Source organism: Arthrobacter sp. UNCCL28, assembly GCF_900102805.1.
Classification (GTDB): Bacteria; Actinomycetota; Actinomycetes; order Actinomycetales; family Micrococcaceae; genus Arthrobacter; species Arthrobacter nicotinovorans_A.
Window position 1 is genome coordinate 223,268 of sequence record NZ_FMWE01000007.1, and the last position, 17,553, is coordinate 240,820.

Genomic DNA, 17,553 nt, shown 5'->3' on the forward strand with positions numbered 1-17,553 from the left:
TCTTACTGTGGATTGCCGAGCGGGCTGCATCACCAGGCATGGTTTCCGGTCGCCGGAACAGGGAACGTTTTCAACCTGCCGGCTTTAAGGAACATCAATAAAGTAAGCATGCTTAGTGTTTGCTGGCAAGCCCTCATCTGCGGATGACGAAGCAGAAAGCGCTCGACGGCGACCTGCCGCCGTCGAGCGCTTTTCTTGAGTCTTTTCAGAAATCGCTTTCTTCACGCCCGGTGATGCATTACATTTATCTCCAGCGGTTTTCGGGATGTCATCCCGATAATCGGAATATCTGAAAGACATCCCCACTCGTGGCCGCAGCCACCACCCGCTTGGAGAGAAGATTGACTAAGAACAGCGTTGTTCAGAATGCCGGCCGGCAAGGTACCGGCACCCCGCCAGAAGTGAAAAACGTCCGCCGGGCCGCATGGGCCGGCCTGATCGGCACGGCCCTGGAGCAGTACGACTTTGTGATCTACGGAACCGCATCCGCGATCATTTTCAACACGATCTTCTTCCCCAACGTCGACCCCGCCATCGGCATCCTCGCCGCATTCGGCGCCTACGCCGTCGGCTTTGGAGCGCGGCCCCTGGGCGGGCTCTTCTTCTCCAAGTACGGCGATCGCCTGGGCCGGAAATGGGTATTGGTGGCCACCCTCTTCCTGATGGGCATTGCCACATTCGCCATAGGACTGTTGCCCACTTATGAGCAAGCCGGGCTATGGGCGCCGGCGCTCCTGGTGGCTTGCCGCTTCCTGCAGGGCTTCGGAGCCGGAGCTGAGCAGGCCGGGGGCGTGGTCCTCATTGCTGAGACCGCGCCCAAGGGCCAACGTGGCAAGTACGCCTCCCTGGTCTTCGTGGGGGCAGCCGCCGGAACCGCGCTTGGAGCGGTGGTCTGGATCCTCGTGCAGATGATGCCCAAGGAAGCCCTGGAATCCTTCGGATGGCGGCTGGTCTTTTTCTCATCGATCTTCGTAACGATCGCTGCTTACGTCATCCGCCGCAGACTCAAGGAATCCCCCGTATTCCAGGAACTCCAGGAGGAAGGCGCCATCGGGAAGCGGGACACCCCCGTAGCCGATGTGGTCAAAAACGGCCGTACCAATCTCTTCCGCGTGTTCTTCATGAACGTAGGTGCCAACGCCCACTCCTACCTCTTCCAGGTGTTCCTGGGCTCGTACCTCATAAGCCAGCTCAAGATCGACGCAACGTTCGTTCCCAAGGTCCTGCTGGTGGGTGCCTTGTTCGCCTGCGTGTCCGCGTACGTCTTCGGCAACCTTTCGGACAAGTTTGGCCGGCGTTCCATGTACCTGGTGGTAACCACCTTCCTGTTCGTTTTCCCCATCCCCGCGTTCCTGCTGATCAGTACGGGCAACCTGTTCCTGATCTCGCTGGTCATTGTCCTGGGCTTCATTTTTGCCGCCCAGGGATCCGTAGGCGTCCAGGCTGCATACTTCCCTGAACTCTTCGGCGCACGCTACCGCTACGCCGGCGTGGCACTTGGCCGGGAATTCTCCTCCGTTTTCGGCGGCGGGATCGCCCCGCTGATCTGCTCCGCACTGGTCACGGCCTTCAGCGGATCCTGGGTCCCGGTTGCCATCTACATGATGGCCATCATGGGCATCAGTTTGTTCACCACCATCAAATCCCCGGAGACGGTCGATCGCGACCTTCTCCTTGAAGAGGACGCCAAGTAATGCAGAACCCCGCTACCCCCACCAAAATAGTCATCACCGATTGCGACCACGACTCAATTGACATCGAGCGGGCGGTTGCCCGGGATGCCGGCGTGGAGCTGATTTTGGCCCAGTGCCACACGGAGGAAGAGGTGATCGCTGCCGCGGCCGGGGCAGACGCAATCGTTGTCCAGTACGCACCCATCACCGCTAAGGTTTTGGACGCCCTGCCGGGGCTGAAAGCGATCGGCCGCTACGGCGTCGGCGTTGACACGCTCGACGTCGAAGCCGCCACTGCGCGCGGCGTCGCGGTCTGCAATGTCCCCGATTACGGCACCGAAGACGTCAGTGATCACGCGATTGCTTTGGCTGTGAGCCTGGCCCGGGGAATCGCCCAGCTGGATCGTGGTGTGCGGCGCGGGGACTATTCGCTGGGTCCGGTGCAGCCGTTGCACCGGATCAGCGGGCGGGTGTTCGGGGTGGTGGGCCTGGGTTTGATTGGTGCAGCCACGGGCCGGAAAGCGAAAGGGCTGGGGTACCAAGTCATTGGCTCCGATCCCCTGCTGGCCCCGGGGTCTGTCACCGCGGACGGGATCACGGTGGTCAGCTTCGAGGATCTTGTTGCCCGTGCTGACGTGATTTCCTTGCATGTGCCGCTGAACCAGCACACACATCACCTGATCAACGCTGATGTCCTGGACCGGGTGAAGCCGGGGGCTGTGCTGGTTAATACCTGCCGCGGAGGCGTGGTGGACACGGACGCAGTAGCCGCGGCATTGAAGGACGGGCGCCTGCAAGCCGCCGGCCTGGACGTTTTTGAGGTGGAGCCGTTGCCGCGTACCAGTGCCTTGCTGGAACTGGAAAATGCGGTCCTCACGCCGCATGCGGCCTGGTATTCGGAGGAGTCGTATGCCGAGCTGAAGCGGCGCACGGTGGAGAACGTGGTGGAGGTCTGTGCCGGCCGGACGCCGCGGAACATCCTCAACGGTGAGGTGCTGTTGGGGAGCGTGGCCCGATGAGCACCGAAACCATCGCAGGAACAGCAGTCACCACCATGCGCGCAGCAGTGTGGACGGGCCCGGACACCATCGAGTACCGGAACGTGCCCCTCCCCGAGGTGCCCGAGGGCTGGGCCTTGGTCAAATCGGAACTGACCGGGATTTGCGGGACGGACTTCTCCATCCTCCACGGAAGCCACCCCCGCGCCGAAGCTCCCGTGGTGATGGGTCATGAAATCACCGGAATCGTCGAAGTTGCCGCGGCGTCGGGCCCGGCGGCGGGAACGCGGGTGACAGTGGAGCCACTGATTCACTGCGGGAAATGCCATCCGTGCCGGAAGGGGAACACGCATGTGTGCCGGAACCTGAAGCTGTATGGGATTGACGTCGCCGGGTCCTTGGCCGAGTACGTGGCTTTGCCCGCGGAAACCCTGATCCCGATCAGCTCTGCTGTTCCGCTGCACGAGGCTGCATTGGCTGAGCCGTTGGCCGTGGCGGTGCATGCCGTTACCCGGTCCGGGCTCCGGGGCGGTGAGCGGGTGGTGGTTTTCGGTGCCGGCCCCATCGGCATCCTGACCGCCCTTGTTGCCCGGCATGAAGGTGCCGGCAGCGTGCTGATTTCCGAACCCTCCGAAGAACGCCGCAAGGTGGCCGGGGAACTGGGCTTCGACACTGTTCCGTCCGGCATGGAACCAATCGATGCCGTCATGGAGGCAACCGGCGGGGACGGCGCGGACATCGTCTTCGATTCAGCAGCCCACCCCTCCGTAGCGGCGCTCCTGCCCAAAGCCGTCCGCGTCCTGGGCACCATCGTTCTGGTGGGCGTCTACAAAAAACCGGTGGAGGTGGATCTGCAGGCTTTGACCTTCGCGGAGAACACGGTGGTGGGAGTCCGCGTTTACACCCGCGCCGACGTCGAACAAGCCGTGAAACTCATCGAAGCCGGCGTCCTCGGGCTTGGACGCATCCCCGTGCAGGTCTTCCCCCTGGAAGAAACCGCGGCCGCGTTCACCCAGGCCATGACCGCCGGAGCGGTCCTCAAAGTACTCGTCGGCCCCGCAACACCAGCGGCTACGGCAGCGACGAACGGCAAGGAAAAACCATGACTGACACACACACAACAAACACCACACCGGGCGCCGCAGCGGACGCCGCGGCGGGCACCGCAGCGGGTTCCGGGCCGGCGTCGGAAGCGTCTTTTGACCTGGATGGTTCGGTTTTTGACCTGACGGGCTCGACGGCGGCCATCACCGGGGCTTCCCGGGGCATCGGGCTGGGCATCGCCTTGGGCCTGGTCCGGGCGGGTGCGAACATTGTTGCGCTCCAGCGCGGTCCGCTCGCCCCGGAATTGGCCGGCGCCGCTGCGAAAGCCGGTGTTTGGGCCGAAGCGGTAGCGGTCGACTTGTCCAGCCAGGACTCCATCGCCCAAGCGATTGACACCACGTTGGGCAGGCACCGGATCGACATCCTGGTCAATAACGCCGGCACGCAGATCCGCCACGACTCCGTGGAGTTCCCGCTCGAAGACTTCGACACGGTCATGAACATCAATACCCGGGCCGTGTTCCAGCTCTGTCAGGGCTTCGGCACCGCGATGGTGGAGCGCGGACACGGCAAGATCATCAACCTGGCCTCCCTGCTGAGCTTCCAAGGGGGACTGCGGGTCCCGGCCTATGCGGCATCCAAGGGAGCAGTAGCCCAACTGACCAAAGCCCTGTGCAACGAGTGGGCCCCACATGGGGTGAACGTCAACGCCGTCGCCCCGGGCTACATCGCCACGGACATGAACGAAGCATTGCTGGCCGACTCCGCCCGGCACGAGCAGATCTCCAACCGGATCCCGGCCGCGAGATGGGGCACAGGGAACGATCTCGCCGGGGCTGTGGCGTTCCTGGCATCCCCGGCCGCGGACTACATCCACGGCGTGGTCCTCCCGGTCGACGGCGGGTGGCTGGCCCGATGAACAACCCCCAACCCCTGACCAATGCCCGCACCCGAAGCAACGTCCAACGGCCGGCGCCTTCGTCCGTCCTGACAGCCAACCCAGTGGTGGCCGTCATGCGGGCCCGCCACGCCCGCGAATACGCCCCCGTGATCGAAGCCCTCATCCGCGGAGGAGTGCGCTCCATCGAGCTGACCCTCAGCACCGATGGGGTATTCCAGGAACTGCCCCGGCTCAAGGAACGCTTCGGCACGGACGCAGAAATCGGCGTCGGTACCATCACCACGGCGGACCAAGCCCGGCAAGCCCTCGACGGCGGAGCGGACTACCTGGTCACCCCGGCGATCGTCACCGCAGTGGTGAGCGCCGCCGTCGAACGCGGCATCCCGGTGCTCCCGGGCGGCCTGACCCCCACCGAACTACTCGCAGGCTGGGACGCAGGAGCCACCGCCGTGAAACTCTTCCCTGCCTCGGCCGTGGGGCCGGGTTACCTCGCCCAGCTCCGCGGACCCTTCCCGCAGATGCGGATAGTTCCCTCCGGCGGCATCGGGATCGACGACGCACCAGCATGGATCGCCGCGGGGGCCTTGGCCGTCAGCCTCGGCGGGCCTCTGCTGCGGGACGCCTTCTCCGGCGGGAACCTGGCAGACCTGACCGCAAGGGCAGAAAAGCTCAGCCGGCTCGTCGCCGAAGCCGTCGAAGCGAGGGCGGCGAAATGAGTGCTCTCACCGAGGCGTCGGTCCCTACCGATGTGATCACCATGGGCGAAACCATGGCCCTGATGAAAGCCGCTACGCCAGGGCCACTGGCCCACGCAGGCTCCCTGGGACTGGGCATGGGCGGGGCCGAAAGCAACTTTGCCATCGCGCTCAAGCGCCTGGGAACCAGCGTGACCTGGCTCGGGCGGGTAGGGCAGGACAGCCTCGGTGACCTTGTCCTGCGGGAGATAGCCGCCGAAGGCATCGCGACGCTGGGCATCCGCGACCCCGGCGCGCCCACAGCCCTGATGATCAAGGAACGCCGCACCCTGGAGCACCTCAAAGTCTGGTACTACCGCGCAGGAAGTGCCGGCTCGAGACTGTCGCCCGAAGACGTCCCGGTCCGCACCATCCAAAACGCGAAGCTGCTGCACCTGACCGGAATCACCCCGGCCCTTTCCGAATCAGCGTCTGAAGCTGCACTGTATGCGGTGTCCGTGGCGCGGGCCGCCGGGGTCAGCGTCTCCTTCGACCTGAACTACCGTGCAGCACTATGGACCCACGACGAGGCCGGACCGGTTTTCCGCACCTTCATTGAACAAGCCGACATCGTTTTCGCCGGCGACGACGAGGCCGGCATCGCCGTAGGTGCGGGAGGAGATTCCCTTGGCCTCGCACATAAAATCGCAGCCCTCGGACCCCGGCAGGTCATCATCAAAAACGGTCCCCGAGGCTGCACAGCTCTCATCAACGGCGCCGAATACCGCCAAGAAGCAGTACCCATCAACGCAGTGGACACCGTCGGCGCCGGAGACGCCTTCGTCGCCGGATACATCGCGGACCTCCTCGCCGGAGCCCCCATCGAAGACCGGCTCCGCACCGCCGTCAGAACAGGTGCCTTCGCCTGCCTGGTCCCCGGCGACTGGGAAGGAATGCCACGACGCCACGAACTCGGACTACTCGACACCACAGAACCCGTGACGCGGTAGCAGCGTTGCAGATTCGCCGAGGGCCGGGATTAAGCGGTCGAACCTACTGGACCCCTAGATCCAGGCCCTTTCAAATCCGGGCGGAAGGCAGCTGGTGAGCTCCGGCTGGAACTTCTGCAGCAACGCCACCAGGGATTGGATGCGCTCTGAATTCATGTGGACGCTGGGGGCCGAGACCGACACAGCAGCAGCCATGGATCCGCTCAAATCGGGTATGCCAATGGCAACACACGTGATCCCGAGCTCGTTCTCCTGATCGTCCAACGCATAGCCGTTGTTCCTGGCCTTGTGCAATGCGGACAGGAAGTCTTCGGTTGTCCTGATGGAGAGCGGTGTAGGGGTGATGGTGTGGTCGAAGGCCTTGATCGCGGCATTGTCGTCTTTTTCTGCCAGCAGCACTTTGCCCAGTGCCGTGGTCTGGGCCTTCCGGCGAACGCCCGGATAGGAGGTCATCTCGAAGCCGCGGTGCCCGCGTGCCTTGGCCAGGTAGATGACTTCATCACCGGACAATATCCCCAAGTGGGTTGCGTCCATGGTGATGCGGGCAATATCGGAGAGGATCTGCTGCACGGTGCCGGGCAAATCAATGCTTCCCTGGGCTTGCGTTCCCAGCTCCAGGAGTTTCACGCCCAGATGGTAGCTGCGGTCCTCCGACTGGCTCAGATACCTCGCTCCTACTAAGGAGGTCAGCATTCTGTGGGTGGCCGATCGGCTGAGTCCCGCGGCTTTGGTGATGTCCTCAAGCCGGTGGTTGCCTGCCGCTACGCAGTCGATCAGGCTGAGTCCTCGTTCGAGGGTCCGGGCTCCGGCAGTGGTGGGTTCCATACCTCCAACTCTCCCACAAAACAGCCGCCCGTCCCTATATATGGGAAGCCTTGGGAAGCTGGCCCGTCCCGGGTAGCGTGAGCCGAGGACAGTTGCCCCCGCCACGAGCGGACGATCCGCAAGGAGTTGCCCCATGAGCAGATCCCACAGAACGTCACAGCATGAGCCGGACACCGCCGTCGAACTTAATCCCCTGTTCAGCCGGCCGGGAGAGTCCACCATCTTTCCGCGCTTTACCCTGCCGGAAGCCGAATCGCTGCCGGCTACGGCGTACCAGGTAGTCCACGACGAAGCCATGCTGGACGGCAACTCGCGCCTGAATTTGGCGACATTCGTCGGTACGTGGATGGAGACCGAAGCATCCACGCTCTACGCCGAAACGTTCGATAAGAACATGATCGACAAAGATGAGTACCCACAAACGGCGCTGATTGAGACCCGGTGCTGGCGGATGCTCGCAGACCTGTGGAACGCGCCGGATCCGGAGAAGAGCATCGGAACCTCCACCATCGGATCCTCGGAGGCCTGCATGCTGGGCGGCCTGGCGTTGAAGCGACGATGGCAGCATGCCCGGCGGGCCGCCGGGCAATCCACGGAGAAGCCCAATCTGATCCTCAGTTCGGCAGTGCAGGTGTGCTGGGAGAAATTCTGCAATTACTGGGACGTCGAACCCCGGTTCGTGCCGGTCTCCACCGATCACCCCACTCTGGATGGCCACGATCTGGACAAGTACGTGGACGAAAACACCATCGGGGTCGTAGCCATCCTGGGAGTGACCTATACGGGCAAGTACGAGCCCGTGCAGCTGATTTCGGAGGCGTTGGATGATATTCAAGCCCGCCGCGGCCTGGACATTCCCATCCACGTGGACGGAGCCTCGGGAGCGATGGTGGCCCCGTTCCTTCAACCGGAGATCATGTGGGACTTCCGGCTGCCCCGCGTGGCTTCGATCAACACATCCGGCCACAAGTATGGGCTCGTGTATCCCGGCCTCGGGTGGGTGGTCTGGCGGGACGCTGCCGCCCTTCCCGACGACCTGATCTTCCACGTCAGCTATCTCGGCGGGGATATGCCCACGTTTGCCTTGAACTTCTCCCGGCCCGGCGCCCAGGTTTTGCTGCAGTACTACCTTTTCCTGCGTCTCGGCTTTGCCGGCTACAGGTCCGTCCAAGCCACCTCACGCGATGTGGCCCTGTACCTTTCCCATGAAATCGGAGCCATGGACGCCTTCACCCTGTGGAGCGATGGGTCCGACATTCCGGTGTTTGCCTGGCAACTCAGCGACGGCTACACAAAGCATTGGAACCTCCATCACTTGTCCGAGCGGCTGCGGATGAACGGCTGGCTGGTCCCCGCCTACCCTCTGCCTGACGGGCTAAGTGATGTGACCGTGCAGAGGATCGTGGTCCGCAACGGTTTCACACGGGATCTTGCCTCCAGTTTCCTGGCCGACCTCAAAAAGGAAGTGGACTACCTCGACAGCCTCACAGCACCAATGCCCACGGACAAACAGTCTGAAGGCTTCCACCACTAGCCCCGGGAAGGGCAGTTGCCCATGTGCCGTCTCTTCGGTCTCCACGCCGGCCCCCGGCCCGTGCGGGCCACTTTCTGGTTGTTGGACGCCCCGGACAGCCTCTCGGTGCAAAGCCAGCGGGAGCCCGACGGCGCCGGGATCGGCACCTTCGACGCCGAGGGCAAGGCCCACGTAGCCAAGCAGCCCTTGGCCGCTTGGGAGGATCACGCTTTCGCGCGCGAAGCACGGGACCTGAAAAGCACCACATTCCTGGCCCACGTGCGGTATGCCAGTACGGGCGCGCTGACCATGGTCAACACCCATCCCTTCGAGCAGGACGGCCGCCTGTTTGCGCATAACGGCGTCCTTCACGGCCTCCCTCACCTCGAGCAGCGCCTTGCGGAACTCGGCGTGTCCAACCTCGTGCAGGGACAATCGGACAGCGAACGCCTCTTTGCGCTGATCACAGCGGAGACACGCCGTGCCGGGGGTAACGTAGGCGCGGGCATCACGGAGGCCATTGCTTGGGTGGCCCGCGAGTTGCCGGTCTTCAGCCTCAACTTCATCCTCACCACGGCAACGGACATGTGGGCCCTCAGATACCCGGAAACCCACCCGTTGTATGTACTGGAACGTGGCCCCGCAGCATCACCACTGGACGCACGGAGCAAGCGGATCCACTCTCGCAGCACTGACCTCTCCCGGTCCCCGCACGTCCTCTTCGCCACGGAGCCAATGGACGGCAATCCTGGCTGGCGTCCTATGGAATCCGGCGAACTGATTCACGTCGGGCCGGATTTGGCACTGGTCTCCACGGCACCGTTCCCCGAAGCCCCGGGTCATCTGCTCACCCTTGCCGACCTCGAACCGACCGCGGCGGCGTCGCAACAGCCCTGACCTCAACTGCGGCGGTCCGCGCCATAGGTGACGAGCGCACGACGGCGACCTTCCGCCGTCGTGCGCTTGTCGCGTTTCCGGCGTAGCAAGCGGCAGTTGGCCTCGTTCGCGGGCTGCCGCATCGACATTCTTTTGCCGGTCCAGGAATTTAGTAAGCATCCTTGCTTTCTGCTGGAAGGAGGTGTTTTGCTTGATGTACCAAAGTTCAGGCACCCGGACCAGGAGCTGACATGGCTGACGCATACGACACCGGATCAAGCACCCCCAAAGCCCGCAGGAACGACGTCGTCCAAGCGGAAAAAGAACGCTTTGGTGGCATCAAATGGGGCTCCGCCTTCTTTGGCTGGCTTACGGCGATTGGGATGACCGTCCTGCTCAGCGCCCTGGCTGCGGCGATAGGAGTAGGCGTAGGAGCGGCGAACCCGTCAGGTGCCGAGCAAGCAGCGGACCAAGCACGGCAGAACCCCGAATCCCTCGGCGTGGCCAGTGGAATCGTACTGGCCATAGTCCTGTTCCTGGCCTACTACTGCGGCGGCTACGTTGCTGGTCGCATGGCGCCCTTTGACGGAGCGAAGCAAGGGCTCGCCGTCTGGTTGTGGGGCATTATCGTCGCCATAATCGTGGCGATCCTCGCAGCAGTGGCGGGCAGCCGGTTCAACATCCTCGACGACCTCAACGGCGCACCCCAAATTCCCCTCGACGGAAGCCTGATGACAGCGAGTGGCATTATCGGATTGGTCATTGCCCTGCTCGTCCCCCTCGTCGGTGCCATCCTCGGCGGAAAGGCGGGCATGCGCTTCCACCGGAAGGTCGACCAAGCGGGCATCAACCATCGAACGGGCGTCGGTGGCTGAGTCCGGTTTGGGTCCGGCTATGGCGGGGAGTTGGAGGCCGGTTGGGTCCGACTGAGTCCGGCTATGCCGGGTTGAGTCCGGCTATTGCCGGGGTTCGAGCTCCTGAAACACAGTTACTTGAAGCCCTTCAGGTGCTTCGAGCCGGGAGTTCAGCGACTTCCACGGGGTTTCCCTGGGTTCCGCAATCAAGGTACCTCCTGCTTCGACCAGCTCTTTGGTGGTCGCGGCTGAATCATCCACTTCGAAAGCGATGCGGAGCTTGGCGCTGGGCAAGCCGTCGGCCTCAACCTGGTCGATCATCCGCACCTGTGCACGGTTGGCGATCTCCAAAGTTGCACGACCCGCATCCAAAATGGTGACCCTGGCGTCCCCATCCCCCTCGAAGGCAGCCTGCTCGGTGAGGCCAAGGCCGTCCCGGAAAAATGCCAAAGCCGCTTGGTAGTCATCAGCCTCCACGACAAGGCGCAACTGACGGACGGGTGGTTTTGGACTTGGTTCTACAGTCATGTTGCTACGGTAGGTCCTCGCACTCCTCCCTCCCTCAAACAACATGGGTAGTGGTGCGGTTTTCCACATAGCGCGAATGGGGGATTCAGGCTGTTGGGCTGCCGTGACAGGCTTGATTTATGGAGGACACAGGGCAGATCGTGGAGCGACGGGCAGGTTCGCCCGGCGGCGACGAGGCGCCCCCGCTCATTCCGCCGTTCTCCTTCGACACGACTACCCGAACTACAGCACGCCAACGCCCGACGCCGATGGTCACCCAAGTGGATACCTCCCGCAATACCGGGCTGCTTCCGCCACTTGAGCCGCTGCCCGCGACTGGGAGACCGGCGCCCGAGGCGCCCATGCGCGGAGAAGTGCAGGACCCAATGCCCGGGAAAGTACCCGCGGGGTCGCCGTGGACTGATGTTCCGGCATGGGAAGCAACACTTCTTGAAGGTGCTGCCGCCGCGGATGCTTTGCGTTCCATGGCAGTCGATGAGTCACGGCTGTTTGGGTTTACTGAAGCCGCTGACTTCGCTGGCAGGGTGGAGGAGATCGCCCGCGTCCTGGAGTATGTCCAAGTTATCGCCGCCCATGCCGTGGAGCGGACACGGACGGCAGCACAGCAGTCGAGTCCGGGGACGTTGTCGGCAGCGACGGAATGGCGGACGGGCTGGGTCGAGCCGGTCCCGGTGACGGAGCAGAGGCCTGAGGGCGCAGCAACTTCCCAGTCCTGGACAGGAACCAGCAGCGCTCAGGCTGGCAGCATTCAGACCGGAGCGAAAACAGGGTCCGAGGCAGGTGTTGCGGGATCGGGCGGTGTCTTGGATGACGGGTACCGGAACGCGGCTGAGTTCTTGCGGGCACGGTTGCGGATCGGGATCGGCGAGGCCCGGCGCAGGCTTGCCCTCGCCCCGGATGTCCTCCCCCAACCCGGCATGACCGGCCAGGACATCCCGGCCCGACGCGGGATCCTGGCCGAAGCCCTGGCCACCGGAGAACTGCCGTCCCGGTCAGCGACCATCATCAGCAGCGCCCTGGACAAAGTCCGGAACCTCACCGACGACGCCACCATCACCCGGATGGAACACGCCCTGACCAATACCGCAGTCGAGTCCGACCCCGACTTCGTCACCAAAATAGCCAAACGCTGGACCGACCGCATCGACCAAGACGGACCCGAACCTACCGAAGAAGTCCTCCGCCAACACCAAGGCGCGTTCCTGCGCCGCCGACGCCGCTACGGCCTGCACCACATCGAAATCTTCGCCACCACCGAACAATACGAAACCCTCACCACCACCATGAACACCGCCACCAACCCACGCCTGACCACCACGGGCGTGGACACTGTCATGGGCGCTGATGCTGGCCCCGGTGTTAGTGCTGGCGCCGGTGTTAGTGCGGGCTTGGGTGCTGATGCTGGCTTCGGCGCTGATGCTGGCCCTGATGCCGGCGACGGCCCTGACCTTGACCGGCGCTCCCGGGCGCAGAAACTCCTGGACGGCCTCACCGGCGCCTGCAACCTCGCAATGACCACCGCGAAACTACCCTCCAACGGCGGACTCAGACCCCAACTCACCGTCACCATCGACTACAACGAACTCTTCGATCAACTCACCCAACACACCAGCACCAGCACCGGTTTAGGCGCGGGTACAGGCACCAGCCCAGACACAGGCACAGGCACAGCGACGTTCGCCGGCCCCATCCACCCCAACACCATCCGCAAAATAGCCTGCGACGCCGACATCATCCCCGTCCTGCTCGGCAGCGAAGGACGCATCCTGGACATCGGTCGCACCACCCGGATCTTCCCACCCCACATCCGCAAAGCCATCACCGCCCGCGACGGCGGCTGCGCCTTCCCCGACTGCACCATTCCAGCACCCTGGTGCGAAGCCCACCACACCACCTACTGGTCCCACGGCGGCACCACCTCAACACACAACGGCACCCTCCTCTGCAGCCACCACCACCACCTCATCCACAAAGAACAATGGCGGATCGACATGAAAACCGGCGTCCCCTGGTTCATCCCCCCACCCCACATCGACCCCCAACAAAAACCCCGACGCAACCACCACCACACACCCCAACGAACATAAACACCCATAGAACAACCACCAGCAGCGGCAATAGCACTCGGCACTGGCGCTGACGCTGTTAGCGGTACTGATACTGGCACTAGCGCTGGCGCTGTTAGCGGTACTGATACTGGCACTAGCGCTGGCGCTGTTAGCGGTACTGATACTGGCACTAGCGCTGGCGCTGGCGCTGGCGCTGCTAGCGGTACTGATACTGGCACTGGCACTGGCGGGGAATCATGGTGGCCGGCATGCACCGCGGCGCGGCGCGATGACCCAACTGCCGGCTTAGCGCGAGGCCGGCCAGCCCGTGTAGGACTCCGCGAGGTATGCCTTGGCATTCTCGGACGTGACCACGGAGTGCAGTTCGCCGAGTTGGCGGGCCCGGTCGAAGTCGTCGGCACCCGGCACCGTGTGCAGCATGGACGTCATCCAGTATGAGAAGTGCTGGGCCTTCCACACCCGGTCCAACGCGCGGTCGCTGTAAGAGTCAAGCAAAGCGGTGGAACCGTTGGAGTAGAAGGAATCGAGGCCCTCGAAAAGCATCTTGACGTCGTGGATGGCCAGGTTGAGTCCCTTGGCTCCCGTGGGCGGAACAGTGTGGGCTGCGTCGCCGGCCAGGAAGAGGTTGCCGTGCCGCATCGGAGTGTGGACGAAGCTGCGGAAGGGCAGGACCATCTTCTCCAGGACGGGACCTTCCTTAAGTTCGAACCCATTGCCGTTGACGCGTTTGCGGAACTCAGTCCAGATGCGCTCGTCGTCCCAGTCAGCCACGTTTTCCTTGGGGTCGCACTGGAAATACATGCGCTGCACGGTTTCGGTGCGCTGGCTGATCAGGGCAAAGCCGTTTTCGGAGTTGGCGTAGATCAGTTCATCGGCACTGCGGGGGGCCTCGGCGAGGATCCCGAACCACGCGAATGGGTATTCGTGAAAGTACCACTTGCGGTTGGCTTCCGGGATCTGGAAGCGGCAGTGGCTGCGGGATCCGTCGGCACCCACGAGGAAGTCCGCCTGGATCTCGAATTCCTGGCCGTCCTCGTCCGTGAACCAAACCTTCGGTTTCCCTTCAAGGTCGTGAACTGTGGTGTCCGTGACGCTGTACCGGACGTCGCCGCCGTCGGCCTCCCGCTTTGCGGCGAGATCCATGAACACGTCAGTTTGCGGGTACAACCAGACGGATTCGCCCACGAGTTCCTTGAAATTGATGCGATGGCTCTCACCGTTGAAGCGCAGCTCGATGCCGTCGTGGCGGTCGCCTTCGCGCAGCACCCGGTCCGAAACCCCGGAATCAACCAGCAGGTTTACGGTGCCGTGCTCAAGGATTCCGGCGCGGACCGTTTCCTGGATGTCCTTGCGGCTGCGGATTTCCACCACTACCGATTCAATGCCTTGTTGGGCCAGCAAATGGGAGAGCATGAGGCCTGCAGGGCCTGCGCCCATGATGGCCACTTGGGTTGTGATGGGTGTGCGTGCCATGGTTGTTCCTCGCTTCGTTGCGTATCCCGGCTTGCTCGGAAGCGGGATGAGTCTGGGATCAGTGTGGCCCGCATCGGGTGACTGGCGTTACATTGATTCCGTTGAACGGAATCGGGATCACTCGCCGAGTCGCCGTCCGATTCCGCGGGCTGCCGTTTGGAGCGCGGGGACCAGCGCCTGGAGCCGCATCTCTGCCAGCGGGACAACAACACCAAGGGCCGCTACCGTGCGACGCTTCCCGTCCATGACCGGAACGGCAATGCCCCACGTATCGGGATCTACCACGCCCGCGAGTTGCGCATACCCCTGTTGGGCCGCTTCGGCCAGGAAGTGACGCACGACGTCGGCCGTCACCTTTCCGGAAGGGTCCTGGAACTGCTCGAGGTACTCCGCCTGAAGCTCGCGGGTCTGGTGCGACATCAGGGCGAGTCCTGCCGAGGAGATGTGGACAGGCATCCTTCCCGCAATTTTCGCCCGGTTGGCAACCGATCCTCGCCGTGAGAGCCGTTCCACGAAGAGCGCTTCCCAGCCGTCGAGCACTGCCAGGTTTACGTTCTGGTTCAGAACCTGCTGGATATCCTCCATGAAGGGCATTGCGGCTTGGCGCAGGGCCAAGGTGGGCGAATTCCTGTTGACCAGTTCCCATAAACGGAGGCCAAGGCGCACCGTCCCGCCAGCACCAAGGTCCAACAGCCTGTGCTCGGAGAGTTGGCGGACCAGCCGATGAGCCGAGGACAGTGGGAGCCCGGACCGTTCGGCCAGCTCGGTTAATTGCAGCGAGGTCACTCCCTCCGGGAAAGCCTCGATCACCCGCACTACGCGGTCAACCACGGAATCTCCCGATGCTGAGTTGGCCACGACGCGCTCCTTTGCTTCCCGACCAGTGCTACAGCGCACCGGTGGACACCTTCCATTCAATGGTAGAACGTGTGCCACGCAACATCGCGCGGTGATACAACTCTCATAACCGACCGAACGTTCTTTGGCCAGGAAACAACAAGCCAGAGTGAACAAAGAAGTACTGAGGACGCTATGCCAACGATGCCATCTGCCCGCCGTTCCCAATGGCCTGTTTGGCTTTGCTGGCTTGCCATGGTGCTGGACGGCTTCGACCTCGTGGTCCTCGGAACCGTGATCCCCACACTCATCAAGACAGGCGAGCTGGGTTTCGACGCGGTTGGAGCAACCTTCGCCGCCACCATCTCCTTGGTCGGTGTGGGTCTTGGAGCACTCTTTATCGCCCCGCTGTCGGATAAGCTCGGGCGCCGCAAGCTCCTGATCGCCTGTGTGGCCGGCTTCTCGGTGTTCACCATCGGCGTCGCCTTCGCGCCGAATGTTGCCGTGTTCTCCCTGCTCCGGTTGCTCGCCGGCCTGGGATTGGGCGCATGCCTTCCGGCGGCCTTGGCCTACATGAACGACTACGCCCCGGCGGGCTCGGCAGGAAAATCAACAACCCGCACCATGACCGGCTACCACGTCGGTGCTGTAGCAACTGCCCTGCTGGCCATCTTTATTGTTCCCAATTGGCGGCTCATGTTCATCATCGGCGGCGTGGCTGGGCTTGTACTGTTGCCCTTCCTGTGGGCCAAGCTGCCGGAATCGCTCCCGGAAGCAGCTCCCGCCAAGGCGGACGCGGACCCGAAGGCAGCAGCCGCCGTCGAACATTCAGCGGGCCCCAAGCCAAAGACCGGTTTCCGCGACCTCTTGCAGAAGCCCTATCCACTGGTGGCGGTCGGCATTGGCATCGCATCGTTCATGGGGCTTCTGCTGGTCTACGGGCTCAATACGTGGTTGCCGCAACTGATGGCCGCTGCCGGGTATCCCGTGAGCACCGGCCTGACGCTGTTGTTGGTCCTGAATGTGGGCGCAGTCGCCGGACTTTTCCTCGCCGGATTCCTGGCCGACAAGCATGGGACCAAGAAGATCGTGCTGGTGTGGTTCGGGTTGTCGGCTGTACTGCTGGCCATCCTCAGCGTGAAGATCCAGAACGAATTCCTGCTCAACACCGCCGTCTTCGTAACAGGGGTCTTCGTCTTCAGCTCCCAAGTGCTGGTGTATGCCTGGGTCAGCCAACTGTTTCCTGCAAGGCTCCGAGGGACTGCCTTGGGCTTCGCGGCAGGAGTCGGCAGGTTGGGAGCAATCGTTGGTCCGGCAGTGACGGGGACACTGGTGGCCGCGAACATCGCCTACCCTGCAGGTTTCTATGTGTTTGCTGCCGCCGGCCTGCTCGCGGTGGCAGCACTCTTCCTGGTGCCGCATGAAATCAAGGCCGCCGACAACTCCGTACCGGCCCGCCACTAGCCCCTCTCATCCCGGGGATTACCCCCGGCTCAAGTTCCCAGGACCTTTGCACAAAGACTCCTGCACCTTCACGAGCAATTTCGGACCTGCCGCGAAGCAGTGGTCCGTGGAGTTCTGAAGGGCCGGGAGTGCCAGAACCGCTGAATCAAAGTGATCGTCACGGATCATCGACTCAATGGCACGGCACTGGTTTTCTGTCTCCACAGCCCCCACCATGGCGGAGGAAATCTTAAGGCTCAGCACCGCGTCCATGCTGGCATCGGCATCATGCAGGCACAGTCCGTTGGAAATTCTGAGGATCCTGCCGGGCAGCATGCTCAGGTATGTGGAGAGGAAACTGACGGCCGGCGCGGAGTCGCCCAATTCCTCAGCCAAAGCTTGCAATTTGCAGGTCTCCAGGAGAGATTCCGACGACGTCCGGCCCTGTTCACCGTGTCTCCCCGTCAGGTCACTCACTACTTGCTGCCTTGGGCTCTGCAGCACCTTCCGGTGCTGTCTTGGTGGGGTTTTTGGTCCAGATGGAGGCGAGCATTCCGATGACCAGGATGCTGGGTGCGCCGTACATCAGGATGTTCATGACGATGGGTTGGCGCAGGGTGCGGATGGCGTTGCCGACGCCGGGGATGGTGGCGACGTGTTTGTCCACGGTGGTTCCTTGGAGGGTGGCGATCCAGGGGTCGATGCCGTTGTTGGCGTCGCCTTTGGTTTGGACTGCTGTGCCGCCGTCGGCGGTGGGGGTGATTTCGGTGATGCGGTGGGTTTCCACGCGTTGGTCTTCGACCGGGATGTGGTAGGTGATGACGTCGCCTACTTT

Annotated in this window: 16 protein-coding genes and 1 pseudogene; 11 read left to right on the forward strand and 6 right to left on the reverse strand. The window is 63.1% G+C overall.

Annotated elements, in window-relative coordinates:
- Window positions 1-341: 341 nt before the first annotated feature.
- From BLQ01_RS18240 to BLQ01_RS18265, 6 genes are read left to right on the forward strand one after another with little or no spacing between them, the layout of a single operon-like run.
- Window positions 342-1,694: an MFS transporter gene (locus BLQ01_RS18240; RefSeq protein ID WP_217638396.1), complete on the forward strand. Its 1,353-nt coding sequence runs from the start codon at window positions 342-344 to the stop codon at window positions 1,692-1,694.
- Complete coding sequence (locus BLQ01_RS18245) at window positions 1,694-2,692, forward strand: C-terminal binding protein (RefSeq protein WP_091553366.1); 999 nt, start codon at window positions 1,694-1,696, stop codon at window positions 2,690-2,692. Before BLQ01_RS18240 ends, BLQ01_RS18245 begins: the two co-directional genes overlap by 1 nt.
- Window positions 2,689-3,777, forward strand: coding sequence for a zinc-dependent alcohol dehydrogenase (locus tag BLQ01_RS18250; RefSeq protein ID WP_091553368.1), 1,089 nt, complete (start codon window positions 2,689-2,691; stop codon window positions 3,775-3,777). Before BLQ01_RS18245 ends, BLQ01_RS18250 begins: the two co-directional genes overlap by 4 nt.
- A complete protein-coding gene (locus BLQ01_RS18255; protein WP_091553370.1) occupies window positions 3,774-4,634 on the forward strand; it encodes an SDR family oxidoreductase in 861 nt (286 codons plus the stop codon). The genes BLQ01_RS18250 and BLQ01_RS18255 overlap by 4 nt, the downstream gene beginning before the upstream one ends.
- Window positions 4,631-5,332, forward strand: coding sequence for a bifunctional 4-hydroxy-2-oxoglutarate aldolase/2-dehydro-3-deoxy-phosphogluconate aldolase (locus BLQ01_RS18260; RefSeq protein ID WP_091553373.1), 702 nt, complete (start codon window positions 4,631-4,633; stop codon window positions 5,330-5,332). The genes BLQ01_RS18255 and BLQ01_RS18260 overlap by 4 nt, the downstream gene beginning before the upstream one ends.
- Window positions 5,329-6,300 (forward strand): sugar kinase, encoded by a 972-nt coding sequence (locus BLQ01_RS18265; protein ID WP_091553375.1) that lies wholly within the window; start codon window positions 5,329-5,331, stop codon window positions 6,298-6,300. The genes BLQ01_RS18260 and BLQ01_RS18265 overlap by 4 nt, the downstream gene beginning before the upstream one ends.
- A gap of 54 nt (window positions 6,301-6,354) precedes the next feature.
- On the opposite strand, the gene BLQ01_RS22220 is transcribed toward BLQ01_RS18265, so the two are convergent.
- Window positions 6,355-7,125, reverse strand: a complete 771-nt coding sequence (locus BLQ01_RS22220) for an IclR family transcriptional regulator (RefSeq protein WP_175493482.1) — start codon at window positions 7,123-7,125, stop codon at window positions 6,355-6,357.
- Window positions 7,126-7,258: 133 nt separating this feature from the next.
- Between BLQ01_RS22220 and BLQ01_RS18280 the strand changes: the two genes are divergently transcribed.
- From BLQ01_RS18280 to BLQ01_RS18290, 3 genes are all read left to right on the forward strand, one after another.
- On the forward strand, window positions 7,259-8,659 hold the full coding sequence (locus BLQ01_RS18280) for a glutamate decarboxylase (RefSeq protein WP_026548549.1): 1,401 nt from the start codon (window positions 7,259-7,261) through the stop codon (window positions 8,657-8,659).
- A gap of 21 nt (window positions 8,660-8,680) precedes the next feature.
- Entirely contained in the window at window positions 8,681-9,535 is an 855-nt protein-coding gene (locus tag BLQ01_RS18285) for a class II glutamine amidotransferase (RefSeq protein ID WP_091553380.1), read from the forward strand.
- A gap of 230 nt (window positions 9,536-9,765) precedes the next feature.
- Window positions 9,766-10,389 (forward strand): hypothetical protein, encoded by a 624-nt coding sequence (locus BLQ01_RS18290; RefSeq protein ID WP_091553383.1) that lies wholly within the window; start codon window positions 9,766-9,768, stop codon window positions 10,387-10,389.
- Between the two features lie 81 nt (window positions 10,390-10,470).
- On the opposite strand, the gene BLQ01_RS18295 is transcribed toward BLQ01_RS18290, so the two are convergent.
- Window positions 10,471-10,896, reverse strand: a complete 426-nt coding sequence (locus BLQ01_RS18295; protein ID WP_026548552.1) for a VOC family protein — start codon at window positions 10,894-10,896, stop codon at window positions 10,471-10,473.
- A 119-nt stretch (window positions 10,897-11,015) separates the two neighbouring features.
- On the opposite strand from BLQ01_RS18295, the gene BLQ01_RS18300 reads away from it, so the two are divergent.
- Window positions 11,016-12,983 (forward strand): HNH endonuclease signature motif containing protein, encoded by a 1,968-nt coding sequence (locus BLQ01_RS18300; RefSeq protein ID WP_091553384.1) that lies wholly within the window; start codon window positions 11,016-11,018, stop codon window positions 12,981-12,983.
- Window positions 12,984-13,250: 267 nt separating this feature from the next.
- Here the strand turns inward: BLQ01_RS18300 and BLQ01_RS18310 are convergent, their stop codons facing one another.
- Complete coding sequence (locus tag BLQ01_RS18310; protein WP_091553387.1) at window positions 13,251-14,438, reverse strand: 4-hydroxybenzoate 3-monooxygenase; 1,188 nt, start codon at window positions 14,436-14,438, stop codon at window positions 13,251-13,253.
- 117 nt (window positions 14,439-14,555) lie between these two features.
- Window positions 14,556-15,296, reverse strand: coding sequence for an IclR family transcriptional regulator (locus BLQ01_RS18315; protein ID WP_091553389.1), 741 nt, complete (start codon window positions 15,294-15,296; stop codon window positions 14,556-14,558).
- Window positions 15,297-15,470: 174 nt separating this feature from the next.
- Between BLQ01_RS18315 and BLQ01_RS18320 the strand changes: the two genes are divergently transcribed.
- The gene (locus tag BLQ01_RS18320; RefSeq protein ID WP_091553391.1) at window positions 15,471-16,739 is read left to right on the forward strand and encodes an MFS transporter; all 1,269 of its coding nucleotides are present in this window, start codon (window positions 15,471-15,473) and stop codon (window positions 16,737-16,739) included.
- An 18-nt stretch (window positions 16,740-16,757) separates the two neighbouring features.
- Here BLQ01_RS18320 and BLQ01_RS18325 read toward each other — a convergent pair whose 3' ends face one another.
- Complete coding sequence (locus BLQ01_RS18325) at window positions 16,758-17,195, reverse strand: Hpt domain-containing protein (RefSeq protein WP_254779527.1); 438 nt, start codon at window positions 17,193-17,195, stop codon at window positions 16,758-16,760.
- Window positions 17,188-17,553: pseudogene (locus tag BLQ01_RS18330) on the reverse strand (signal peptidase I); the annotation flags it as partial. The gene BLQ01_RS18325 and the pseudogene BLQ01_RS18330, both read right to left, overlap by 8 nt.